The sequence below is a fragment of the Nocardia sp. bgisy134 genome, assembly GCF_057708325.1.
In genome coordinates this window covers 129,293-146,640 of sequence record NZ_JBYIRW010000004.1, presented here as the reverse complement: position 1 = coordinate 146,640, position 17,348 = coordinate 129,293, and the positions used below count along the sequence as shown (strand labels likewise).

The window sequence follows — 17,348 nt, the reverse complement described above, 5'->3', positions numbered from 1 at the left end:
GCAGCGGCTTGCACGACGGATCGACCGTGGCGCAGCGTGAGATGGACATCGTGGCCTGCTCGAACATGCGCTTGGGCGGCAGAACCGATGACCGCGGGGCGCATGCAGTAGTGACATCGCCCGGCCCGAGCCGGGAGGGGGCCAGCGATGCGGCTCGTTCGGCGACGAAGGTCCTCGCCGCGATGGCGGTTCGGCACTGTCGGCCGAAGGGATGCCCGCCGTAGCGTCGAGTCCTGCAGAGCCGCGAATCCGAGGCATGAAGGAGACTCCGATGAGGGTCCGTGTTGTCTATGAGTCGATGTTCGGCAATACCGCCACGATTGCCGAGGCGATCGCCAAGGGGGCGGGTGCGCACGCCGCCGTCGACCTGCTCGAGGTGACCACTGCGGCCCAGTCGCCCGCGCCCACGGTCGATCTTCTGGTGGTCGGCGGCCCGACCCACGTCTTCGGGCTCAGCCGGGCCCGTACACGTCGTGACGCCGCCACCCGCACCACCGCACCGGTCGCGGTAGAAACCGGTATCCGTGAGTGGCTCGGCAGCGCACTGCCGGTTCCCGAGGGCGCCCGCGCCGCGGCGTTCGGAACCAAGACCGCCCACCCGCGGTGGCTGACGGGCTCGGCAGCGCGCGGTATCGCACGACGGTTGCGCGGTCTGGGTTACCAGCTGGTCAGCGAGCCCGCCGATTTCCTGGTCGACGGGATGACCGGGCCGCTCAGTGCCGGCGAACTCGATCGTGCCCGCCGGTGGGGCGAAGAGCTCGCTCACGAACTCGAGCGCAGCGCTCACCGCAGCTGAGCGAAAGGCATCTCGGTCATGCCCTACCAGGTCGCGGTGGTCGAGTCGGTTCCGCACACGGTGCTCCAGCTGCACCGCACGATCCGCGCCGACCATGCCGGCGACGACATCGGCGCTGGCATGGACGCGCTCTATGCTCTCGCCGCTTCCGCCGGTCTGACGGCCTCGGGGCCGCCGTCGACCACCTACCATGGCGACTTTCGCCCCGGAACCATCGTCGAGGTCGATTTCGCGCTTCCTGTCGGCACGGCCGATTCCCCTTCGGGGGTCGCCGACGAGCCGACGATGCGAGCCACTGAGTTCGGCTGGTATGCGCGCACCGTCCACCGCGGCGGCTACCAGACGATCACCCGCGCCTACCGCGCGCTCGAAACCTGGCTCGGCGCAGCGCCGTACCGGGCGGTCGGGCCGCCTACCGAGGTGTATCTGGTCGCGCCCGAGCAGGCGGTGAGCGCTCACGACCTGGTCACCGAGATCCGTATCCCGGTCGCACCCACGGATTTGAGCGCGACTGTCGCGGCGTCGGTCGCCGACACCGTGCTTCTCGTCCGCGAGGCACTCGTCGAACACGGCTTCAGCGTGCTCAGCGAACTCGACGTGCGTGCCACCGTGGCCGCCCGCACCGGTCGGCACATCGCCGACTACGTGATTCTCGGCGCGTGCAATCCGGAACTGGCCGCCCGAGCACTGGACATCGACCGACGTCTCGGACTGATGATGGGCTGCACCCTCGTCGTGCGCGCGGAGGGCCGCTATAGCGTCATCGAGGCAGCCGACCCGCTCACCATGGTCGAGCAGACCCACACGCACGCATGGAACCCCATCGCGCGACAGGTCCGCCACAGTCTGGTCGCTGCGCTGGCGCGGGTGCGCGCCTCCTCGGCCGAGCCGACCGCGGAAATCCCCGGCGACGGCCACTGATCCGCAATCCTGGCGACGAGCCGATCCCCACACCGGTGGCCCGATGAGATCGAACTGGCCGAGTCCCGGCCGTGTCGGGCGGAAGTCCGCTCATCAGGGGTCATCGTGCCCTGCCGCAGGGCGCTGCGGCAGGGGGATCGTGGAGGAAAGCGATTCGACCCGCGAAGGGCTACGACACCCATGGACGACCGCGGACTACCGGAGGAAGACACCGTCGCCACCGCCTTGGCGCTGGCCTTGCGCGCGCCGTCGAGAGGCAACATGCAGCCGTGGCGCTGGCGGATCGCTCCGGGCAGTGTGCATCTGTATCTGGATCGGACACGATCGCTGTCCGTGGGCGACCGGCGTGATGTGCTACTCGGCTGCGGGGCGGCACTGCATCATCTGTCGGTGGCCTTCGCCGCGCTGGGTTGGGCGACGATCGTGCATCGGATGCCGAGTCCGGACAACCCGGACCATCTGGCCACCGTGGCAGCCGTGGCGCGGCGGCCCACCGGCCAGGACATCGCCATGAGCGCCGCGATCACCCGTCGGCGCAGCGACCGCAGGCGCTACAGCGACTGGGCCGTCCCACCGGGATACCTTGGGCTGTTGGCCGAACGTGCCGCGGCTCTGGGCGCACTGATTCGACCGCTTCACGACCGTATCGCCGAGCGCTCGACTGTCGGGACGCGATCAGCGACGCGAGGCTGGGCAGACGACTCCCCCGCATCCGGCAGCCGAGGACCTTACGACCTCGACGACGCGACGGCATACCGCACCCAGGAGACCTGGGCCGACTTTGCCTCTGAACGCGCGCTGACCACCGCTGACTGGGCCGATGCGACCGAAGGGCCTGATCACGCCGACCTGCTTCTGCTGGCCACCTCCGACGACGACCCACTCGCGCAACTGCGTGCTGGCGAGGCGATGAGCGCGGTACTGCTGACCGCGACCAACATCGGGCTGGCCACCTGCCCGCTCTCGGCCCCTCTCGACAGCGCCGACCGACGCCTTCAGCTGCGACGCGACATCCTCGACAACTCCGCACACCCCCAAGTCATCCTGCGTGTGGGCCAGGCTCCCGACACCACTGAGCCGCCGCCGATCACCCCACGCCGATCGCTCGCGGAGGTACTGCTCTCTCCCGTCCACGCCTGACACCGTCGCCAGCGGGCCGACGCATCCCAGCGGCCGGTTGTGCGACGCCAGCGCTGCAAAACAGGCTTGCCTCGAGGCGTTTTCCTGCGGTGCGGGAGGGTAAGTCACCAGGCTGTGTCGACCTTGGTCCGGCCGCACAAGGACCAACGACTCTGCGCTCGGGTTCGCCTCGGCGGGCATGGTGATGACGGGCCGCGGCACCTCCCAGCGGCGGCTTGCTCGAACCGACACCAGAGGAATCACCGTGAGCGACACGACATCCGGCCAGCAGTACCACGCCAAGCCGGGAGAAAGCCTCGCCGACATCTACAACATGCCCGGCATCGTGCTGTTCATCGCGGGTGTGGTGAGCCTGGCATCCACGCTCACCGCAGCGGGAGACGGATTCACCCGATGGGTCGCGGTCGGCGCCACCGTTACCGCGCTGTGCTTCATCTCCAGCGTCGCGGTGTTCTGGCTCGAGCACGAGCGGCTGCGCCGTCTCGCCCAACGCCGGGGTCCGGTCCGGACCGAGCAGCAGCCTCGCGATTGACGAGCACGATTACGTCTACCGCCGAGGTTGTCCGGAAGGTGCCCGAAGTCGCTGACATTCTCGGTGACGAATCGCGGTTCGACAGGAACGATCGGCCCTGTCGAACCGCGATCGGGCCCGCTGAGTTGAACGGAGGAACAGACAGATGACAGGAGGCACGATTGACATCCACCCGGCCGCTACGGAATACGAACCCCGGATAGACGCGCTCGTGCACCGCCGCGAATGTCAGTTCCGGTTGTCGGAGGCATTCAGTTTGGAAGCGAGCACCGCGGCCTGGGTGCGTCGTTCGACACCCAGTTTCGTCAGCAGCCGGGACACGTAGTTCTTCACCGTCTTCTCCGCCAAGAACATTCGCTGGGCGATTTGCCTGTTCGTCAACCCCTCACCGAGCAGACCCAGCAGAACACGCTCCTGATCGGTGAGCGCGGCCAGCGGTCCCGTCTTGGCCTCGGCCTCTTCGCGCAACTTCGCCATCAACGCGGCCGCGGCTCGGTTGTCCAGGAGTGATTTGCCCGATCCGACATCGCGGATAGCGTCGACGAGGTCGGTCGTTCCGATGTCCTTGACCACATAGCCGCTGGCCCCGGCCAGGATCGCGTCCAGCATGGCTTGCTCGTCGGTGAACGAGGTGAGGATCAGGCAGCGCAGCTCCGGCTGCTGGTTCAGCAGTTCGCGGCACAGCTCGATGCCGTTGCCGTCGGGCAACCGCACGTCCAGCACCGCGACATCGGGTCTCAGCGCGGGGATTCGCGCCAGCGCCTGCGACATGCTGCCCGCTTCGCCGACGACGTCCATGTCGGACTCGGTATCGATGAGGTCGGCCACCCCGCGCCGCACGATGTGGTGATCATCGACCAGGAACACCTTGATCATGTCCATGCACCTCCGTCAGCCATGCTTTCAGCGTACGAAGGTATTCGCCGGATCGTGCCGGAGTTCGCCCTCGGAGTGGTGACCGAAGCCCCTTGACCGCTCGCCGTCTCACTCCCGGCGTGCCGCCGCCACGACATCAGCGCGCAACAGGCCGGTGCCGATGGACGCCGCTTCCGGCCAATTCGCCGCCGTCCCCGCCATGGTGGCGATCTGCGGGAGTCGCCTCGAGGCCGGTGCTCCATGCGGCGATCGGCAATCGACGGCGGGCAGTGACACGGCAGCTGGACGAGCCTGATCGACCCATGCTCTGACGATAGGCAAACTTGATCCGAATTGAACAGTAGTGTTCAATATTGCTCGTGGGTGATCCCAACCACGGTACCGAAGGGGCGTGACCATGAGTTCGAATGCCGATGCGACGGAAGCGGAGGACGAGCAGGTTCCGGTCCTTGTCGTCGGTGGCGGTCCGGTCGGTCTGATCTTGGCGTTGACATTGGCGCACCACGGTGTGGCCGCGATGTTGGTGGAACGAAACCCGTCCACGACCACGCACCCGAAGATGGACATCACCAATGGCCGCAGCATGGAACTGTTCCGCAAGCTGCGTGTGGCCGAGGACGTGCGGAAAGTCGCGGTGCCGGAGGATCATCCGTTCGACGTGTCGTGGGTGACCAAGCTCAGCGGGTGGGAACTGGCGCGCTTCCGCTACCCGACCGTCGCCGAAGGTCGTGCGCTCATTCGCGAGCGCAACGACGGCACGACCACGCTGGAACCCCCGATGCGGGTGTCACAGGCGCTGCTCGAGCCCGCGCTGAAAGAGATTCTCGAGACCCGGGCGGGAGGCATCGACGTCCGCTACGGCTGGGGGCTCGAGTCGTTTCGTCAGGACGACGCGGGGGTCGACGCGGTGATCCGCTGCTCGGCGACCGGGCGGACCCGCACGGTGCGCGCGCAGTTCCTCGCCGGATGCGACGGTGCGGGGAGCATCGTGCGCAAAGGGTTGGGCATCGACCTGGACGACATCGATCTGCGCCGCCTCGCCGCGCGCGAACTGGGCTTGGGACGTGTAGTGGCGGCGGCAGTCCGCGCCTATCGCGAAGAGCGCGAGAGGCCGATGGACGGCAGGGTCTACCTGATCCACTTCACCTCGCCCGACCGCAGGCTGCTCGAACGGTTCGGCACGGCCTGGCACACCCAGTCACCCGAGGGATGGACGCTGATCTCGCAGAACGATCGCGACACCTGGACACTGCACATGCCCATCGGTCAGGGCGTCGATGCCGAGGCGATCGATCCGAAGCGGTTTCTGTTCGCGCGCTTGGGAATCGAGTTCGACTGCGACATCGTCGTTGCCAACGCCTGGCGTCCGCGGCTGTCGCTGGCCGACAGCTACGGCAGCGGGCGGGTCTGGCTGGCAGGCGACTCCGCACATCAGGTCGTCCCCGCAGGCGGATACGGCATGAACACCGGAGTGGGTGACGCGGTGGGCCTGGGCTGGATGCTGGCCGCCGTCGTGCAGGGATGGGCGGATCCTCGCCTGCTGCACGCGTATGAAGCCGAGCGCCGTCCGGTCGCGGTGCGCAACCGGACGGCCTCCGCGCGGCACACGCTGGTGCGCCTGGCGATCAAGACCGGCTACCGCAAGCGAATTCACGACGAGGGTTGGTCGGGAGATCGCGACCGTCGTCGTGCCGGCCGGGAGATCCTGGATCTGGGCAACCTGGAAAACGAAGCCGACGGAATCGAATACGGGTACCGCTACGACAACTCACCCGTCATCTGTCACGAACGACACCCCGCGCCGACCGACAGCATGCACACCTACCTCCCCGGCACACTTCCCGGGGCCCGGCCACCGAGTCTGTTCCTCGCCGATGGCCAAGCCGTCTTCGATCTGTTCGGCCGCGGTTTCACCCTGTTGCGCTTCGACGACAGCGACGTCACCGCCTTCGTGACGGCCGCGGCCGAACGCGATCTGCCGTTGGATGTCGTGGACATCCGCGACGAGCACGCGCGCATCCAGTACGAGCGGAACCTCGTGCTCGTCCGCCCCGACCAGCACGTCGCCTGGCGCGGTGACACCGTTCCCGATCGGCCCGCCGACGTCTTGGACCGCGTTCGCGGGGCCGCGCCCGGGGCGACCCTCCCGAACGGTCGCGCGTGACGGGTGACGGCTCGATCGACGAGACTGTGGGCATGTCGTACCCGGAGTTGAACGCACGGCCTCGGTGGAGCAAGACCGGGAAAGCGCATTTCCCGGTCGCGGCCTGTGTGGACGGATCGTGGTGGGTGTTGCGGCTCAACTGCTTTCCCGATCACCCGCTCTGGACGCTCTTCGTCGACGGGCTGCGCCGTTTCGACATCGATGACACGCCATCGACGTGGGGCAAGCCGTTCGACCCTTCCGCTCCGGCGCTGGAGCCAGGGACGGTCGAGGAGATCCTGGAGCCCATCGGAGACTTCGTCGCCTACGCCAGTGAAATCGGCGATCCATGCGACAACCCCTTCTGCTGTGGTTGACGCACACTCGCACGGCACGAACGACGCCTGATCAGCGACCGACGCCGTGGTCGGTCCAGGCGACCGCGCGCACCGGGAACGTGCCCATCCCGTGTATCGGCGCGGGCAGCGCGACCAGCCGGGCGCCGGTGTTCGGGACCGCGTCGAGGTTCGTCATGTGCTCGATGATCGGGATGCCCGCGCCGAGCAGTGTGTGGTGGCACGGTCGCGTCGGCAGGGACGTGTCGTCGATATCGAGCGAATCGATGCCGACCAGCGCCACGTTCGCGGCCACCAGCGCCTCCGCGACCTCGCCCACCAGGAACGGATGCCCCGGCCCGAGGTAGGCGGGCGAGCCCCACCGGGCCGACCATCCGGTGTGCACGAGCACCGCCCTGCCCCACAGTCGTGCCGGGTCGCCGAGCGCATCCGGTCCCACCGCGCGGACCCCCTCCGCACGGATCATGACGATTCGCACGTTGAGCAGCCGCTCCAGCGGCAGCTCGGCGATATCGACGCCGCGGGCATGGAAATGGAACGGTGCATCGATATGGGTCCCGGTGTTGCCGACCATGTTCACGCGTGCGATGTCGTACATCATGTCGACCAGCGGCGACCGCTCCCGCGAAACCTCCGTGGTGACTCGCGGCCCAGGCAGACCGGGGTAGGTGAGCATGCCGTCGGAGATCGGGTGGGACAGCTCCACGATCGCCTTGCTCATATGTGCGACCGTACCGGGCGAACAGGTCCGTGGCGGTCACTCGAAGCGCGTTGATGACGCCCGGCGTGGACGTGTGCGCCGATCTGCTCAGCGTGCTGATGGCGGCCGCCGTCCGCGACGAGTGGCCTTTCCTCGCCCGGCCGCTCGCGGGATGGCCGGTTGGCGAACATGATTCGTCGCGAGTGCCTCACAGCCGGCGATATCGACGAGGTCGCCCGGATCGTCGAGGCGAGTGGCGCCCTCGATGTGACCCGTGTGCTGCCCCGCGACCTCGCCGCCCTCGCGGCGGACGCGCTGGCAACGCTGCCGTAATTCCTTCGCGCACATCACTTTTCGCGTTGACCGACGCTACGGTCATCCGGCACGTCCCGGCACGGCTGGATCTGGCTTCTTCGTTCGAGTGACTCCCCAGATTCTGGGACCGATTGGATTCGCACCTTGCAGTAACCATGTTACTGTACACCGCATCGCGGCTGTGACGGGTGTCATCCCGCAGACGCGATGCGATACAGGGCACTCCGGCGACGGCGCCGGGGGCGGAGTTCACGGAGAGTTATCGATGCTTCGACAGCACGAAGGACGTTCGCGGTCCGGGTCGCTACCGCGGGCCGGTCGAATGGCGGCGGCGGTGGCCTTGGCCTGTGCCACCGCCGTAGCCGGGGTCGGGATGGACATCAAGGAAGCGGCGGCCGACGAGGTCAGCGCCTTCTACACTCCGCCCGCCCAGATCCCGTCCGGCCCAGGCGCGATCATCAAGACCCAGCCGATGCCGCTGTTCGCGACCGCCCCCACGGTCGCGGGATGGCCGGGGCAAGCGCAGCACGTCATGTACACGACGCGGCTCCAGGACGGGTCGCCGGTCGCGGTGACAGGAACGTTCATCGACGCCACCGGTCCCTGGCAGGGCGAGGGTCCGCGCCCGACCGTTGTCATCGGCCCCGGCACCTCGGGTCAGGCCGATCGGTGCGCGATGTCGGTGGCGTTCTCGACCGGAATGGCGTTGTTCACCGACCCGTCGCCCGGGCTGTCGGCGAATCAAGAACTCCCGTCGTCCGCGGTGTGGAGCGCGCTCGGCGCCAGAGTTCTGGTGACCGACTACATCGGCCTGGGCACCCCGGGCATCCACACCTTCGCCAATCGCATCGAGGGCGCACACGCCATGCTCGACGGCGCACGCGCGGCCAACAACCTGGCGGGCGTCGGACCGGAAACCCCCCTGGTGTTCTGGGGCTACTCGCAAGGCGGCGGCGCGGCCGCCGCGGCGGCGGAGATGCAGCCGAGCTACGCGCCGGAGCTGAATCTGAAGGGCACCTGGGCAGGCGGGCCAGTCGCGGATCTGGCGAAGATCCTCGAGCGCATCGACGGCGCGCTGATCGGCGGCGCCATCGGATTCGCCATCAACGGCATGCTCGCGCGCTACCCCGAGCTGCACACGGCAGTCGACCGGGTGACCAGTCCCGCCGGACGCGCCATGCTGGACACGCTCAGCACCTCGTGTATCGGCGACGTCATCACCCACCACCCCTTCCTGCAGACCAGCTCGCTGACGATCGACGGCCGATCTCTCACCGAACATCTGCACGCGATTCCCGAGGCGGCGCGCGCGCTGAGCGAACTCCGCGTCGGCACCCTGACGCCCACCACACCGGTACTGATCACCAGCGGCCTCAACGACGACACCGTCCCCTACAACCAGGCCCGCCGCCTCGCCGAAGACTGGTGCGCCAACGGGGCCACCGTCACCTTCCGCACCAACGATCTGCCGCCGATCTTCTCCGGCGCCACGATCCCCAACCACTTCGGACCGGAACTGATCGACGGCTTCGGCCCCGACAACGCGATCACCTACCTCCTCGATCGCCTCGCGGGCAAACCGGTCGTCGGCTGCACCCTCGACTGAATCCCCGTGCGCCGCAACGACGCGGCGCACGCCAACGGGCCGCCGCCGAACCGCGCGGTGGCCGACGATCACCCCGAAGGTCCTGTCATGAAAGCAATCTCGCGCCGGTCGATGTTGACCGGCGCCGCCGCAGCGGGCGCCGTACTGTTCGGCGCTCGTTCGATCGGGGTGCCCGCTCCGGTCGCCGCGCGGGTCAACAGCGTTCCGCTGACCTATGAAGAGCACCGCGTCGTCGTGGTCGGTTCCGGGTTCGGCGGCGGAGTCAGCGCACTGCGCCTGGCGCAAGCAGGCGTGCCGGTGACGGTGCTCGAGCGCGGCCTGCGCTGGCCCACCGGGCCGAACGCGGAGACCTTTCCCCGCGCCTCCGCGCCGGACAAACGGTTGCTGTGGTGCAGGTCGAGCCCGAACCTGTTCGGCAAGCCTCTCGCGTTCGAGCCCTACACCGGTCTGGTGGAGGCGGTGCCCGGCGTGAACATGACGGCGCTGTGCGCCGCGGGAGTCGGTGGCGGGTCGCTGGTCTACCAGGGCATGTCGCTGCAACCCGCCGAGCACGTGTTCGACGCGCATTTTCCGCAAGAGCTGGACTGGGCCACCATGAACCAGGTGCACTACCCGAGGGTGGCACGGATGCTCGGTTTGGCCGAAGCGCCGGACGAATTGATCGCGACCGAGAATTACCGGGCAGCAAGGATTTTCGCCGACCGGGTGCGTGCGGCCGGGATGCCGCTGTCGAAGATCCCGATGCCGATCGACTGGGATTTCGCGCTGGCCGAACTGCGCGGGGAGATGAAGGCGTCCTACACCAACGGCGATGGAGCGATGGGCGTCAACAACGGCGGCAAGCATTCCGTCGACGTCACCTACATCGCCGCCGCCGAAGCCACCGGGCTGGTGCGGGTCGAGACACTGCACGAGGTGACCGACGTCGAACGCGGACCCGACGGTCGCTGGATCGTGCACGTGCAACACCTGGACACCACCGGCGCCGTGGTCGAGCACAAGGTCCTCACCACCGGTGCGTTGATCATGGCCGCCGGAAGCCTGAACACCACCCGATTGCTGGTGCGCGCAGGCGCCAAGGGCCTGATCCCCGACCTGCCCGACGGCCTCGGCCAAGGCTGGGGCACCAACGCCGACCGCATCTACGTGTGGGCCGATCCCGCCTCGGGATTCGGTGCGCCGCAAGGCGGCCCGGTGATCTACGGCAGCAAGAACTGGGCCGATCCACGGGCCGCCTACACCGTGATCCAGGCGTCCATCCCGCCGCTGTCGCTCGACGTCGCCAGCACCATGATGGTCGGCTACGGCGTCAGCGACGGGCGCGGCGCGTTCGGCTACGACGCGGCGCGCGACGACGCGATACTGCACTGGCCGGAGGACGGTGACCGCGGCATCCAGGACAACCACATCGGTCCGGCCGTCCACGAGATCGCCGGACCCGGCGGCGTCCTGCTGGACACCAACGCCCTGTTCCCCTCGACCTGGCATCCGCTGGGCGGGGCGAGCATGGGCGCGGTGTGCGACCTGGACGGCCGGGTCCACGACCAACCGGGGCTCTACGTGCTCGACGGTGCGCTGATGCCCGGCAGCACCGCCGCCTGCAATCCCTCGATGACCATCGCGGCGGTCGCCGAACGGGCCTTGGACAACCTCGTCGCCCGCGACGTGGGTACACGTATCTGACGCGATGCGCCGATGCCGCCGCACTGTGGAGGGGGGCGGCGGCCTCGGCGCACTCGCGAGATGCCGGGACGCACCGGCGCCCTGGATTACCGTAGCGAGGTGGCCAGGACAGGCGAGAGCGATCCAGCAACGAAGATCATCGACACCGTGTTGTCGCTGCTCGATTCCGACGGCTACGACGCGGTCCAGTTGCGCGCTGTCGCGAAACAGGCGCACGTCTCGCTGGCCACGGTCTACAAGCTGTATCCGACCCGGGACGAGCTGATCCTGGCCGCGGTCGAACAGTGGATGGCCGCCAACATCTACACCGAGATGGCGCCGCCGCGTGAGAACGAGTCGCTGGCCGACGGTCTGGTGCGGATGGTCCGGTACGTGTTCGAGCCGTGGGAGGACAATCCCCGGATGCTGGTGGCCTACTACCGCGCGCGCTCCGGACCCGGCGGCCAGCGACTCGACACCCAGGGCTTCGACGCCGTCCTGCCCGCCGCGAGCACCCTGTTCGCGGGCATCGACGCCGACTACATCGCCGACGTCGGGCTCGTGCTGAGCAATATGGTCTACGCCCTGGTCGGCCGTTTCGCGCACGACGATCTCGAGATCACCGAGATCCTCCCGGCGCTCGAACGCACGATCACCCGGATGACGGGGAACAACGAGCCTTTCGCGGCGGCCGCCGGACGCCCGCTCACCGCCGACACAGCACCTTTCACCTGGAGTCCCGCGATCGTCTCGCCCTACTCCCCCGGCCCCGACACCGGCGAGCAGGCACCGCACGACCCGGTCGCCACGGACCAGCCGTAGCGCGTCACGGCTCGATGAGGCCCGCGCGGATGGTTTAGCGGGTGGGGCGAGGTGACGCTCGCGTGGCTCCGTGTGGTCCGGTATTTCCGACGAACGGCAGCGCGCGGACCGGTCCAGGAGATAGGAACGTGTTCTAGGGTGGGGCGAGGCCCCGCCGTCGCACCTTCGGAGGCACCCATGCTGTCGTTGCAGGAGATTTCGGATCGGCTCGAGATCGAGGATCTGATGGTCCGGTATTCGCACGCGGTCGACACTCGGCAGTGGGATCTGCTCGACGAGATCTTCACCGCCGACGCGCACATCGACTACACCGCGATGGGCGGACCGGCGGGCGATCTGGCCTCGACCAAGAAATTCCTGGCCGACGTCCTCCCGAATTTCCCCGCTTTCCAGCACATGGTCGGCAATTCCTCCATCACGGTGGACGGCGACACCGCGACCGCGCGCACCATGTGCCACAACCCGATGCTCGTCGCGGGCGAGAACGGCGCGCAGAGCCTGATGCTGTGCGGGCTGTGGTACCTCGACACCTTCGCCCGCGTCGAGGGGCGGTGGCGCATTCGGCGGCGCGTCGAGGAGAAGAGCTACATGTTCCTCGCGGGCCAGGAGAAGGGTCTCTGACCTCAGCGCGGTGACCCGGTCGCGGCGCGAACGCGGGCGACCAGGTCGTCGAGCCGCCGCTGATGCGAGCCCGCCCAGTAGACGCGGCCGCACTGCGCGCATCGCCGGAAGTCGTCGTAGTAGCGGCGGGTCAGCGGCGGGATCCGATCGATGACGTCGTCCTTGGCCACATCGGTGACGACGCCGCCGCAGCGCACACAGCGACTGAACGGCGCGAGCCGACCGGTCAGGTCGAGACGGCGGATCACCTCGACGACCTGCTCGAACGGACGGTCCGCGTGCACGAACACACCGTGGGTGACATTGCGGCGTTCGAGCAGTCCGCGGTCGCGAGTCAGCAGGATCCGGTGCTCGGCGGCCGCGATCTCGGCCAGCACGGCGTCCTCGGCGTCCCATTCGCAGCGGACGTCCATTCCCAGCAGCCGCAGCAGCCGCGCGAGCCCGCCCAGATTGACGTCGACGACGAAGCGCGGATCGCGCAGCGGGCGGGCGCGCACCCGAGTCAGTGGCCCGACGTCCAGCGTTTCGAACATCGGGTACGCGGCGAGCCGATCGCCGGGGCACGGGTGGTGGCCGAAGCCGACCGACGCGCCGTTCACCAGCAACAGATCGACCTCGGTGTGCGGGATGCCCGCGGCCTCCACGATGTCTTTCACGGTCTGATGCGGACGCATCGGCCGCCGCTGCGCCGTGAACCGGACGTCCGGGGGCAGGAAATCGTTCAGCTCGGCGTACACGCGCAGTTCGACACCGGCGGTCATAGGACCATTGTCGTCCCGGTCGAGGCGCGCGACCGATCGGTGATCGACAATGGTGGTATGCCGACGGTGCTACTCGGCGGCGACGTCATGCTGGGCCGCGGGATGGATCAGGTCCTGCCGCATCCCGGCGACCCGGCGCTGCGCGAACGATTCGTCGAGGACGCGCGAACGTATGTGCAGCTGGCCGAGAATGCCAACGGCCCGCTCACCCGTCCCGTGGACTTCCGCGCGCCGTGGGGTGACGCCCTGCCGTTTCTCGCGCTGGCCGACGTGCGATTGATCAATCTGGAAACCGCGATCACCGCGGGCGGGACGTTCGCTCCCGCCAAAGGCATCCACTATCGGATGAACCCGCGCAACGTGCCGGTGCTGACCGTCATCGCGCCGGTCGTCTGCGCGCTGGCCAACAACCACGTGCTGGATTTCGGCGTGCGCGGACTCACCGACACCCTCCGCACGCTCGATGCCGCTCGCGTCGACCACGCCGGAGCCGGCGAGGATCTCGACGGCGCCCGTGCCCCCGCGACAGCCGAACTCGACGACAGGCGACGGGCGGTGATCGTGTCGGTCGCCGCGGGATCGAGCGGGGTTCCGGAATATTGGGCGGCGCAGCACGACCGGCCGGGACTGTGGCGGGTCGGCGACGCCCCGAGCCTCGCCGCGACCGACGAGATCGCGGAGACGGTGACGGCGTACACCCGCCCACAGGACGTCGCGATCGTCTCCATCCACTGGGGACCCAATTGGGGCTACCGGGTGACACCGAGCGAACGACGCTTCGCGCATCGGTTGATCGATGCGGGAGTCGATGTGGTGCACGGGCATTCGGCACACCATCCGCGGCCGATCGAGTTCTACCGCGGCAAACCGATTCTGTACGGGTGCGGCGACGTCGTCGACGACTACGAAGGCATCGGGGGCCATGCGCGATACCGCACCGATCTTCGGCTGTTGTTCCTCGTCACGGTGGATTCCGAGATCGAGGTGCGCCTGATTCCGCTGCGGATGCGGAACATGCGCCTCCAATCGGCCGGATACGACGAATCCCGTTGGCTGTGCGACACGATGGCGGACATCAGCCGCGGATTCGACACCCGCGTCGCCGCGCGGCCCGACGACCTTCCGGTGGTGTATCCGGCGGCGTATCACTGAGGATCGACGCGGTGAACGCCTTCGGGGACAACGACTATCGACCGGGAATACCGAGCTCGTTGAGCTGCTGCTGAAGACGATTCAGCGCCTCGCGCATGGCGTCGATCTGCGCGTTGAGTTCGGCGATCTTCGCCTGATCCACCGGCGGCGGGGCCTGCGGAGGTGGCGGCGACGGCGCCGGTGACGGATGCTGGCCAGGCGGCGGCGGCGCCCCCGGCCCGCCGCCGGGCGCAGTGGCCAGCCTGCCGGTCGCGGGGCCGAACACCTGGTCGAGCGCCTCGGCGATGGTCGGCGCGTAGCCGACGAGCACGCCGCCGGTGCCGGGCTCGCGGTAGCTGACCAGCACCCGCGCCAGCTGCGGGAACGTCGATCCGTCCGGCGTCGTCGAGATCCGTTCGGTGAACAGCGGTTCGACGTAGAGCACACCGCCGTCGGCGATCGGCAGCGTCAGCAGGTTGCCGTACTGGATCCGGTTCGATCGCTCCAGCAACGTCCGCTCGGACGCCACCCTGGTGTCGGAGATCATCGAGTTCTGGATCTGCTGCGGGCCCTGGGTGATGCTGTCGGTGGGCAGCTGCAAAACGGTGATCTTGCCATAGTTCTGCGGATCGGAATCGGCGGAGACGTAGGCGGACAGGAACTCCCTGTTGAACCCGACCATCGCGGTGGCGAGCCGGAACGTCGGCCTGGCGGTGTCGGCATCACCGGCGAGGACGTAGAACGGGGGCTGGTGCGGATTGGCCTCGACGGTCGGATCGCTGGGCACCGACCAGAAAGCGTTGGTGGTGAAGAACTCTCGCGGTTCGTCCACGTGGTACTTGGCCAGCATCTCGCGCTGCACCTCGAATTGGTCCTCCGGATAACGGAAGTGGGCCCGCAGTTCCGGGCTGATCGACGACTCGGGTTCGACCGTACCGGGGAACACCTTCATCCACGCGGCGAGGACCGGGTCGTGCTGATCGACCTGGTAGAGGGTGACCGTGCCGTCGTAGGCGTCGACGGTGGCCTTGATCGAGTTCCGCAGATAGGAGATATCCCGATGCGATCCCGTGCCGGGCTGCTCGCCCGGCTCGAGGGCCTCGAGGGAGGTGTGCTTGGCGTAGGGGTAGCCGTCGATCGTGGTGTACGCGTCCACGATCCAGACGATCCGGCCGTTCACGACGGCGGGATAGGGGTTGTGGTCGGTGGTCAGCCACGGCGCGACCAGTTCGACGCGATGGCGCGGATCCCGATTGAAGATGATCTTCGATCCGGAACCGATCGCCTTGGAGAAGACGATGTTTCGCTCGCTGTAGGTGAGTGCGAATGCCAAGCGGTTGAACCAGTTCCCGATCGGCACCCCGCCCGCGCCGGTGTAGGTGTACTTGGTCGTATCGGTGTCGTACTCGCGGGATTCGGTGCCGCCGCCGACGATGGCGTAGTCGGGATCGTCCTGGGCGATCACTTCACCGAAATAGATGCGCGGCTGATCCACCGGAATCACCTGGTGCCCGGAGGATTGCGAGGCGATGTCGCTCACGGTGTAGATCGGGTACCCGCTGTTGCTGCTCGCGGCGTCGCCCGCCGCCTCGCGGACCGCGGCGTTGACGCGATTGGCCGGCGCCGCGACGAACCCGTTGCCGTGGGTGTAGACGGTGTGCCGATTGACCCAGTGCCGCTGGTTGCCGCTCAGCGCGGTCGGTGTGAGCTCGCGGGCGGCCACCACGTAGTCGCGCAACTGTCCCTCGATGGGATACCGATCCAGGTCCAGATGCGCGGGGAAGCTGTAGAAGTTCTTCAGCTGTTGTTGCTGGGTGAAAGTGCGCGAGAGCACGTTCGGGTCGAGCAGGCGGGCGTTGGCGATCGTCGTCACATCCGCGGGCACCTCCGGCGGCGGTTTGGTGCCGATCCCGGGATAGTCCTTGTATTCGACATGGTCGCTGCCGATTCCGTACGCCTGCCTGGTGGCCGTGATGTTGCGTTCGATGTAGACGCGCTCCATATCGGCGGCATTCGGGCGCACCGAGAGTTGCTCGACGGCCAGCGGCCAGACCGCGCCCACCAGGATCGAGGACAACAGCAGCAGCGCCGCGGCCATCGCCGGGATGCGCAGGTCGCGGACCACCACGGCGGCGAAGACCGCCGCGGCGCAGATGACGGCGATCGCGAAGAGAATGAGCCGGGCGGGGAGCACCGCGTTGATATCGGTGTAGCCGGGGCCGGCGAAGGTGGGTTCCTTGCTGCGGGTCGAGAGCAGCGAGTAGCGGTCGAGCCAGTAGGCGGCCGCTTTCAACGTGACGAATGTGCCTGCGAGCACCGCGAGTTGGACGCGGGCCGGGTGGGTCAGCCCTGGAGAGCTTCCCGACAACCGCAGTCCCCCGAACAGGTAGTGCGCCGCGAGGCAAGCCAGGAACGCGAGGACGGTGGCGACGAACAACCAGTTCAGCAGCAACCGGTAGAAGGGCAGGTCGAAGACGTAAAAGCCGATGTCGTGGCCGAATTGGGGATCCGTGATGCCGAAGGATCCGCCGTGCAGGAACAGTTGAACCGTCACCCAGCCGGATTGTCCGATGAGACCGCACAGAATCCCCAGCGCGGCGGCGATCCCGACGCCGAACAGCCGTGGCCGCCGGAGCACCATGTCGCGGTACGGACGGAGAACGTCTTCCTCCTCGGAGGCCGGTACGACGAGCGGCCGGGAGCGGAACGCGAGCCACATGGCCCCGAAGAGGGCGCCGCCGATGAGCAGCCCGACGATGACGAACAGCGACAGCCGGGTGAGCAACACGGTGAGCCAGACGCCGCGGAATCCGACTTCGCCGAACCACAGCCAGTTGACGTAGACCCCGACCAATCGCGGGAGGATCAGCAACGTCGCGACGAACAGCGCGGCGGTGATCACCAGTACCCGAATGCCGCGCGGCAACCGCCGCAGACCGAGGCCGTCGCGTGCGCTCATATCCCAC

At 68.0% G+C, this 17,348-nt stretch carries 16 protein-coding genes; 12 read left to right on the top strand and 4 right to left on the bottom strand.

Annotated features, from left to right (window positions below):
* Nucleotides 1-271: 271 nt before the first annotated feature.
* The 4 genes from AC3ERS_RS09580 (at nt 272) to AC3ERS_RS09565 (ending at nt 3,389) form a co-directional block, all read left to right on the top strand.
* Nucleotides 272-796, top strand: a complete 525-nt coding sequence (locus AC3ERS_RS09580; RefSeq protein ID WP_431965678.1) for a flavodoxin family protein — start codon at nt 272-274, stop codon at nt 794-796.
* Between the two features lie 18 nt (nt 797-814).
* Complete coding sequence (locus AC3ERS_RS09575; RefSeq protein ID WP_431965676.1) at nt 815-1,717, top strand: DUF302 domain-containing protein; 903 nt, start codon at nt 815-817, stop codon at nt 1,715-1,717.
* A 180-nt stretch (nt 1,718-1,897) separates the two neighbouring features.
* On the top strand, nt 1,898-2,857 hold the full coding sequence (locus AC3ERS_RS09570; protein ID WP_431965674.1) for an Acg family FMN-binding oxidoreductase: 960 nt from the start codon (nt 1,898-1,900) through the stop codon (nt 2,855-2,857).
* Between the two features lie 244 nt (nt 2,858-3,101).
* Complete coding sequence (locus AC3ERS_RS09565) at nt 3,102-3,389, top strand: hypothetical protein (protein WP_431965672.1); 288 nt, start codon at nt 3,102-3,104, stop codon at nt 3,387-3,389.
* Between the two features lie 228 nt (nt 3,390-3,617).
* Here the strand turns inward: AC3ERS_RS09565 and AC3ERS_RS09560 are convergent, their stop codons facing one another.
* Nucleotides 3,618-4,265: a response regulator transcription factor gene (locus AC3ERS_RS09560; RefSeq protein ID WP_431965670.1), complete on the bottom strand. Its 648-nt coding sequence runs from the start codon at nt 4,263-4,265 to the stop codon at nt 3,618-3,620.
* A 397-nt stretch (nt 4,266-4,662) separates the two neighbouring features.
* Here AC3ERS_RS09560 and AC3ERS_RS09555 point away from each other — a divergent pair, with 397 nt between their 5' ends.
* Complete coding sequence (locus AC3ERS_RS09555; protein ID WP_431965668.1) at nt 4,663-6,429, top strand: FAD-dependent monooxygenase; 1,767 nt, start codon at nt 4,663-4,665, stop codon at nt 6,427-6,429.
* A gap of 32 nt (nt 6,430-6,461) precedes the next feature.
* Nucleotides 6,462-6,785: a hypothetical protein gene (locus AC3ERS_RS09550; protein WP_431965666.1), complete on the top strand. Its 324-nt coding sequence runs from the start codon at nt 6,462-6,464 to the stop codon at nt 6,783-6,785.
* A gap of 31 nt (nt 6,786-6,816) precedes the next feature.
* On the opposite strand, the gene AC3ERS_RS09545 is transcribed toward AC3ERS_RS09550, so the two are convergent.
* Nucleotides 6,817-7,485, bottom strand: a complete 669-nt coding sequence (locus AC3ERS_RS09545; protein ID WP_431965664.1) for a cyclase family protein — start codon at nt 7,483-7,485, stop codon at nt 6,817-6,819.
* Nucleotides 7,486-7,653: 168 nt separating this feature from the next.
* Between AC3ERS_RS09545 and AC3ERS_RS09540 the strand changes: the two genes are divergently transcribed.
* The 5 genes from AC3ERS_RS09540 to AC3ERS_RS09520 all read left to right on the top strand — a co-directional run bounded on the left by AC3ERS_RS09540 (nt 7,654) and on the right by AC3ERS_RS09520 (nt 12,490).
* A complete protein-coding gene (locus AC3ERS_RS09540; protein WP_431965662.1) occupies nt 7,654-7,797 on the top strand; it encodes a hypothetical protein in 144 nt (47 codons plus the stop codon).
* A gap of 304 nt (nt 7,798-8,101) precedes the next feature.
* A complete protein-coding gene (locus tag AC3ERS_RS09535) occupies nt 8,102-9,385 on the top strand; it encodes a lipase family protein (RefSeq protein WP_431966159.1) in 1,284 nt (427 codons plus the stop codon).
* An 87-nt stretch (nt 9,386-9,472) separates the two neighbouring features.
* Complete coding sequence (locus AC3ERS_RS09530; protein WP_431965660.1) at nt 9,473-11,068, top strand: GMC oxidoreductase; 1,596 nt, start codon at nt 9,473-9,475, stop codon at nt 11,066-11,068.
* A gap of 99 nt (nt 11,069-11,167) precedes the next feature.
* Entirely contained in the window at nt 11,168-11,869 is a 702-nt protein-coding gene (locus AC3ERS_RS09525) for a TetR/AcrR family transcriptional regulator (RefSeq protein WP_431965658.1), read from the top strand.
* 177 nt (nt 11,870-12,046) lie between these two features.
* On the top strand, nt 12,047-12,490 hold the full coding sequence (locus AC3ERS_RS09520; RefSeq protein ID WP_431965656.1) for a nuclear transport factor 2 family protein: 444 nt from the start codon (nt 12,047-12,049) through the stop codon (nt 12,488-12,490).
* Between the two features lie 2 nt (nt 12,491-12,492).
* Here the strand turns inward: AC3ERS_RS09520 and AC3ERS_RS09515 are convergent, their stop codons facing one another.
* Nucleotides 12,493-13,251, bottom strand: a complete 759-nt coding sequence (locus AC3ERS_RS09515) for a Mut7-C RNAse domain-containing protein (RefSeq protein WP_431965654.1) — start codon at nt 13,249-13,251, stop codon at nt 12,493-12,495.
* 39 nt (nt 13,252-13,290) lie between these two features.
* Here AC3ERS_RS09515 and AC3ERS_RS09510 point away from each other — a divergent pair, with 39 nt between their 5' ends.
* The gene (locus AC3ERS_RS09510; protein ID WP_431965652.1) at nt 13,291-14,403 is read left to right on the top strand and encodes a CapA family protein; all 1,113 of its coding nucleotides are present in this window, start codon (nt 13,291-13,293) and stop codon (nt 14,401-14,403) included.
* 34 nt (nt 14,404-14,437) lie between these two features.
* Here the strand turns inward: AC3ERS_RS09510 and AC3ERS_RS09505 are convergent, their stop codons facing one another.
* Nucleotides 14,438-17,341: a UPF0182 family protein gene (locus tag AC3ERS_RS09505; protein ID WP_431965650.1), complete on the bottom strand. Its 2,904-nt coding sequence runs from the start codon at nt 17,339-17,341 to the stop codon at nt 14,438-14,440.
* Nucleotides 17,342-17,348 lie beyond the last annotated feature (7 nt).

Excerpts from the sequence above, each read along its gene's own strand:
- AC3ERS_RS09545 (WP_431965664.1), bottom strand. The coding sequence starts at position 7,485 with ATGAGCAAGGCGATCGTGGAGCTGTCCCACCCGATCTCCGACGGCATG.
- AC3ERS_RS09550 (WP_431965666.1), top strand. The coding sequence starts at position 6,462 with ATGTCGTACCCGGAGTTGAACGCACGGCCTCGGTGGAGCAAGACCGGG.
- AC3ERS_RS09520 (WP_431965656.1), top strand. The coding sequence starts at position 12,047 with ATGCTGTCGTTGCAGGAGATTTCGGATCGGCTCGAGATCGAGGATCTG.
- AC3ERS_RS09575 (WP_431965676.1), top strand. The coding sequence starts at position 815 with ATGCCCTACCAGGTCGCGGTGGTCGAGTCGGTTCCGCACACGGTGCTC.
- AC3ERS_RS09530 (WP_431965660.1), top strand. The coding sequence starts at position 9,473 with ATGAAAGCAATCTCGCGCCGGTCGATGTTGACCGGCGCCGCCGCAGCG.
- AC3ERS_RS09580 (WP_431965678.1), top strand. The coding sequence starts at position 272 with ATGAGGGTCCGTGTTGTCTATGAGTCGATGTTCGGCAATACCGCCACG.
- AC3ERS_RS09515 (WP_431965654.1), bottom strand. The coding sequence starts at position 13,251 with ATGACCGCCGGTGTCGAACTGCGCGTGTACGCCGAGCTGAACGATTTC.
- AC3ERS_RS09555 (WP_431965668.1), top strand. The coding sequence starts at position 4,663 with ATGAGTTCGAATGCCGATGCGACGGAAGCGGAGGACGAGCAGGTTCCG.
- AC3ERS_RS09540 (WP_431965662.1), top strand. The coding sequence starts at position 7,654 with ATGATTCGTCGCGAGTGCCTCACAGCCGGCGATATCGACGAGGTCGCC.
- AC3ERS_RS09535 (WP_431966159.1), top strand. The coding sequence starts at position 8,102 with ATGGCGGCGGCGGTGGCCTTGGCCTGTGCCACCGCCGTAGCCGGGGTC.
- AC3ERS_RS09570 (WP_431965674.1), top strand. The coding sequence starts at position 1,898 with ATGGACGACCGCGGACTACCGGAGGAAGACACCGTCGCCACCGCCTTG.
- AC3ERS_RS09560 (WP_431965670.1), bottom strand. The coding sequence starts at position 4,265 with ATGATCAAGGTGTTCCTGGTCGATGATCACCACATCGTGCGGCGCGGG.
- AC3ERS_RS09505 (WP_431965650.1), bottom strand. The coding sequence starts at position 17,341 with ATGAGCGCACGCGACGGCCTCGGTCTGCGGCGGTTGCCGCGCGGCATT.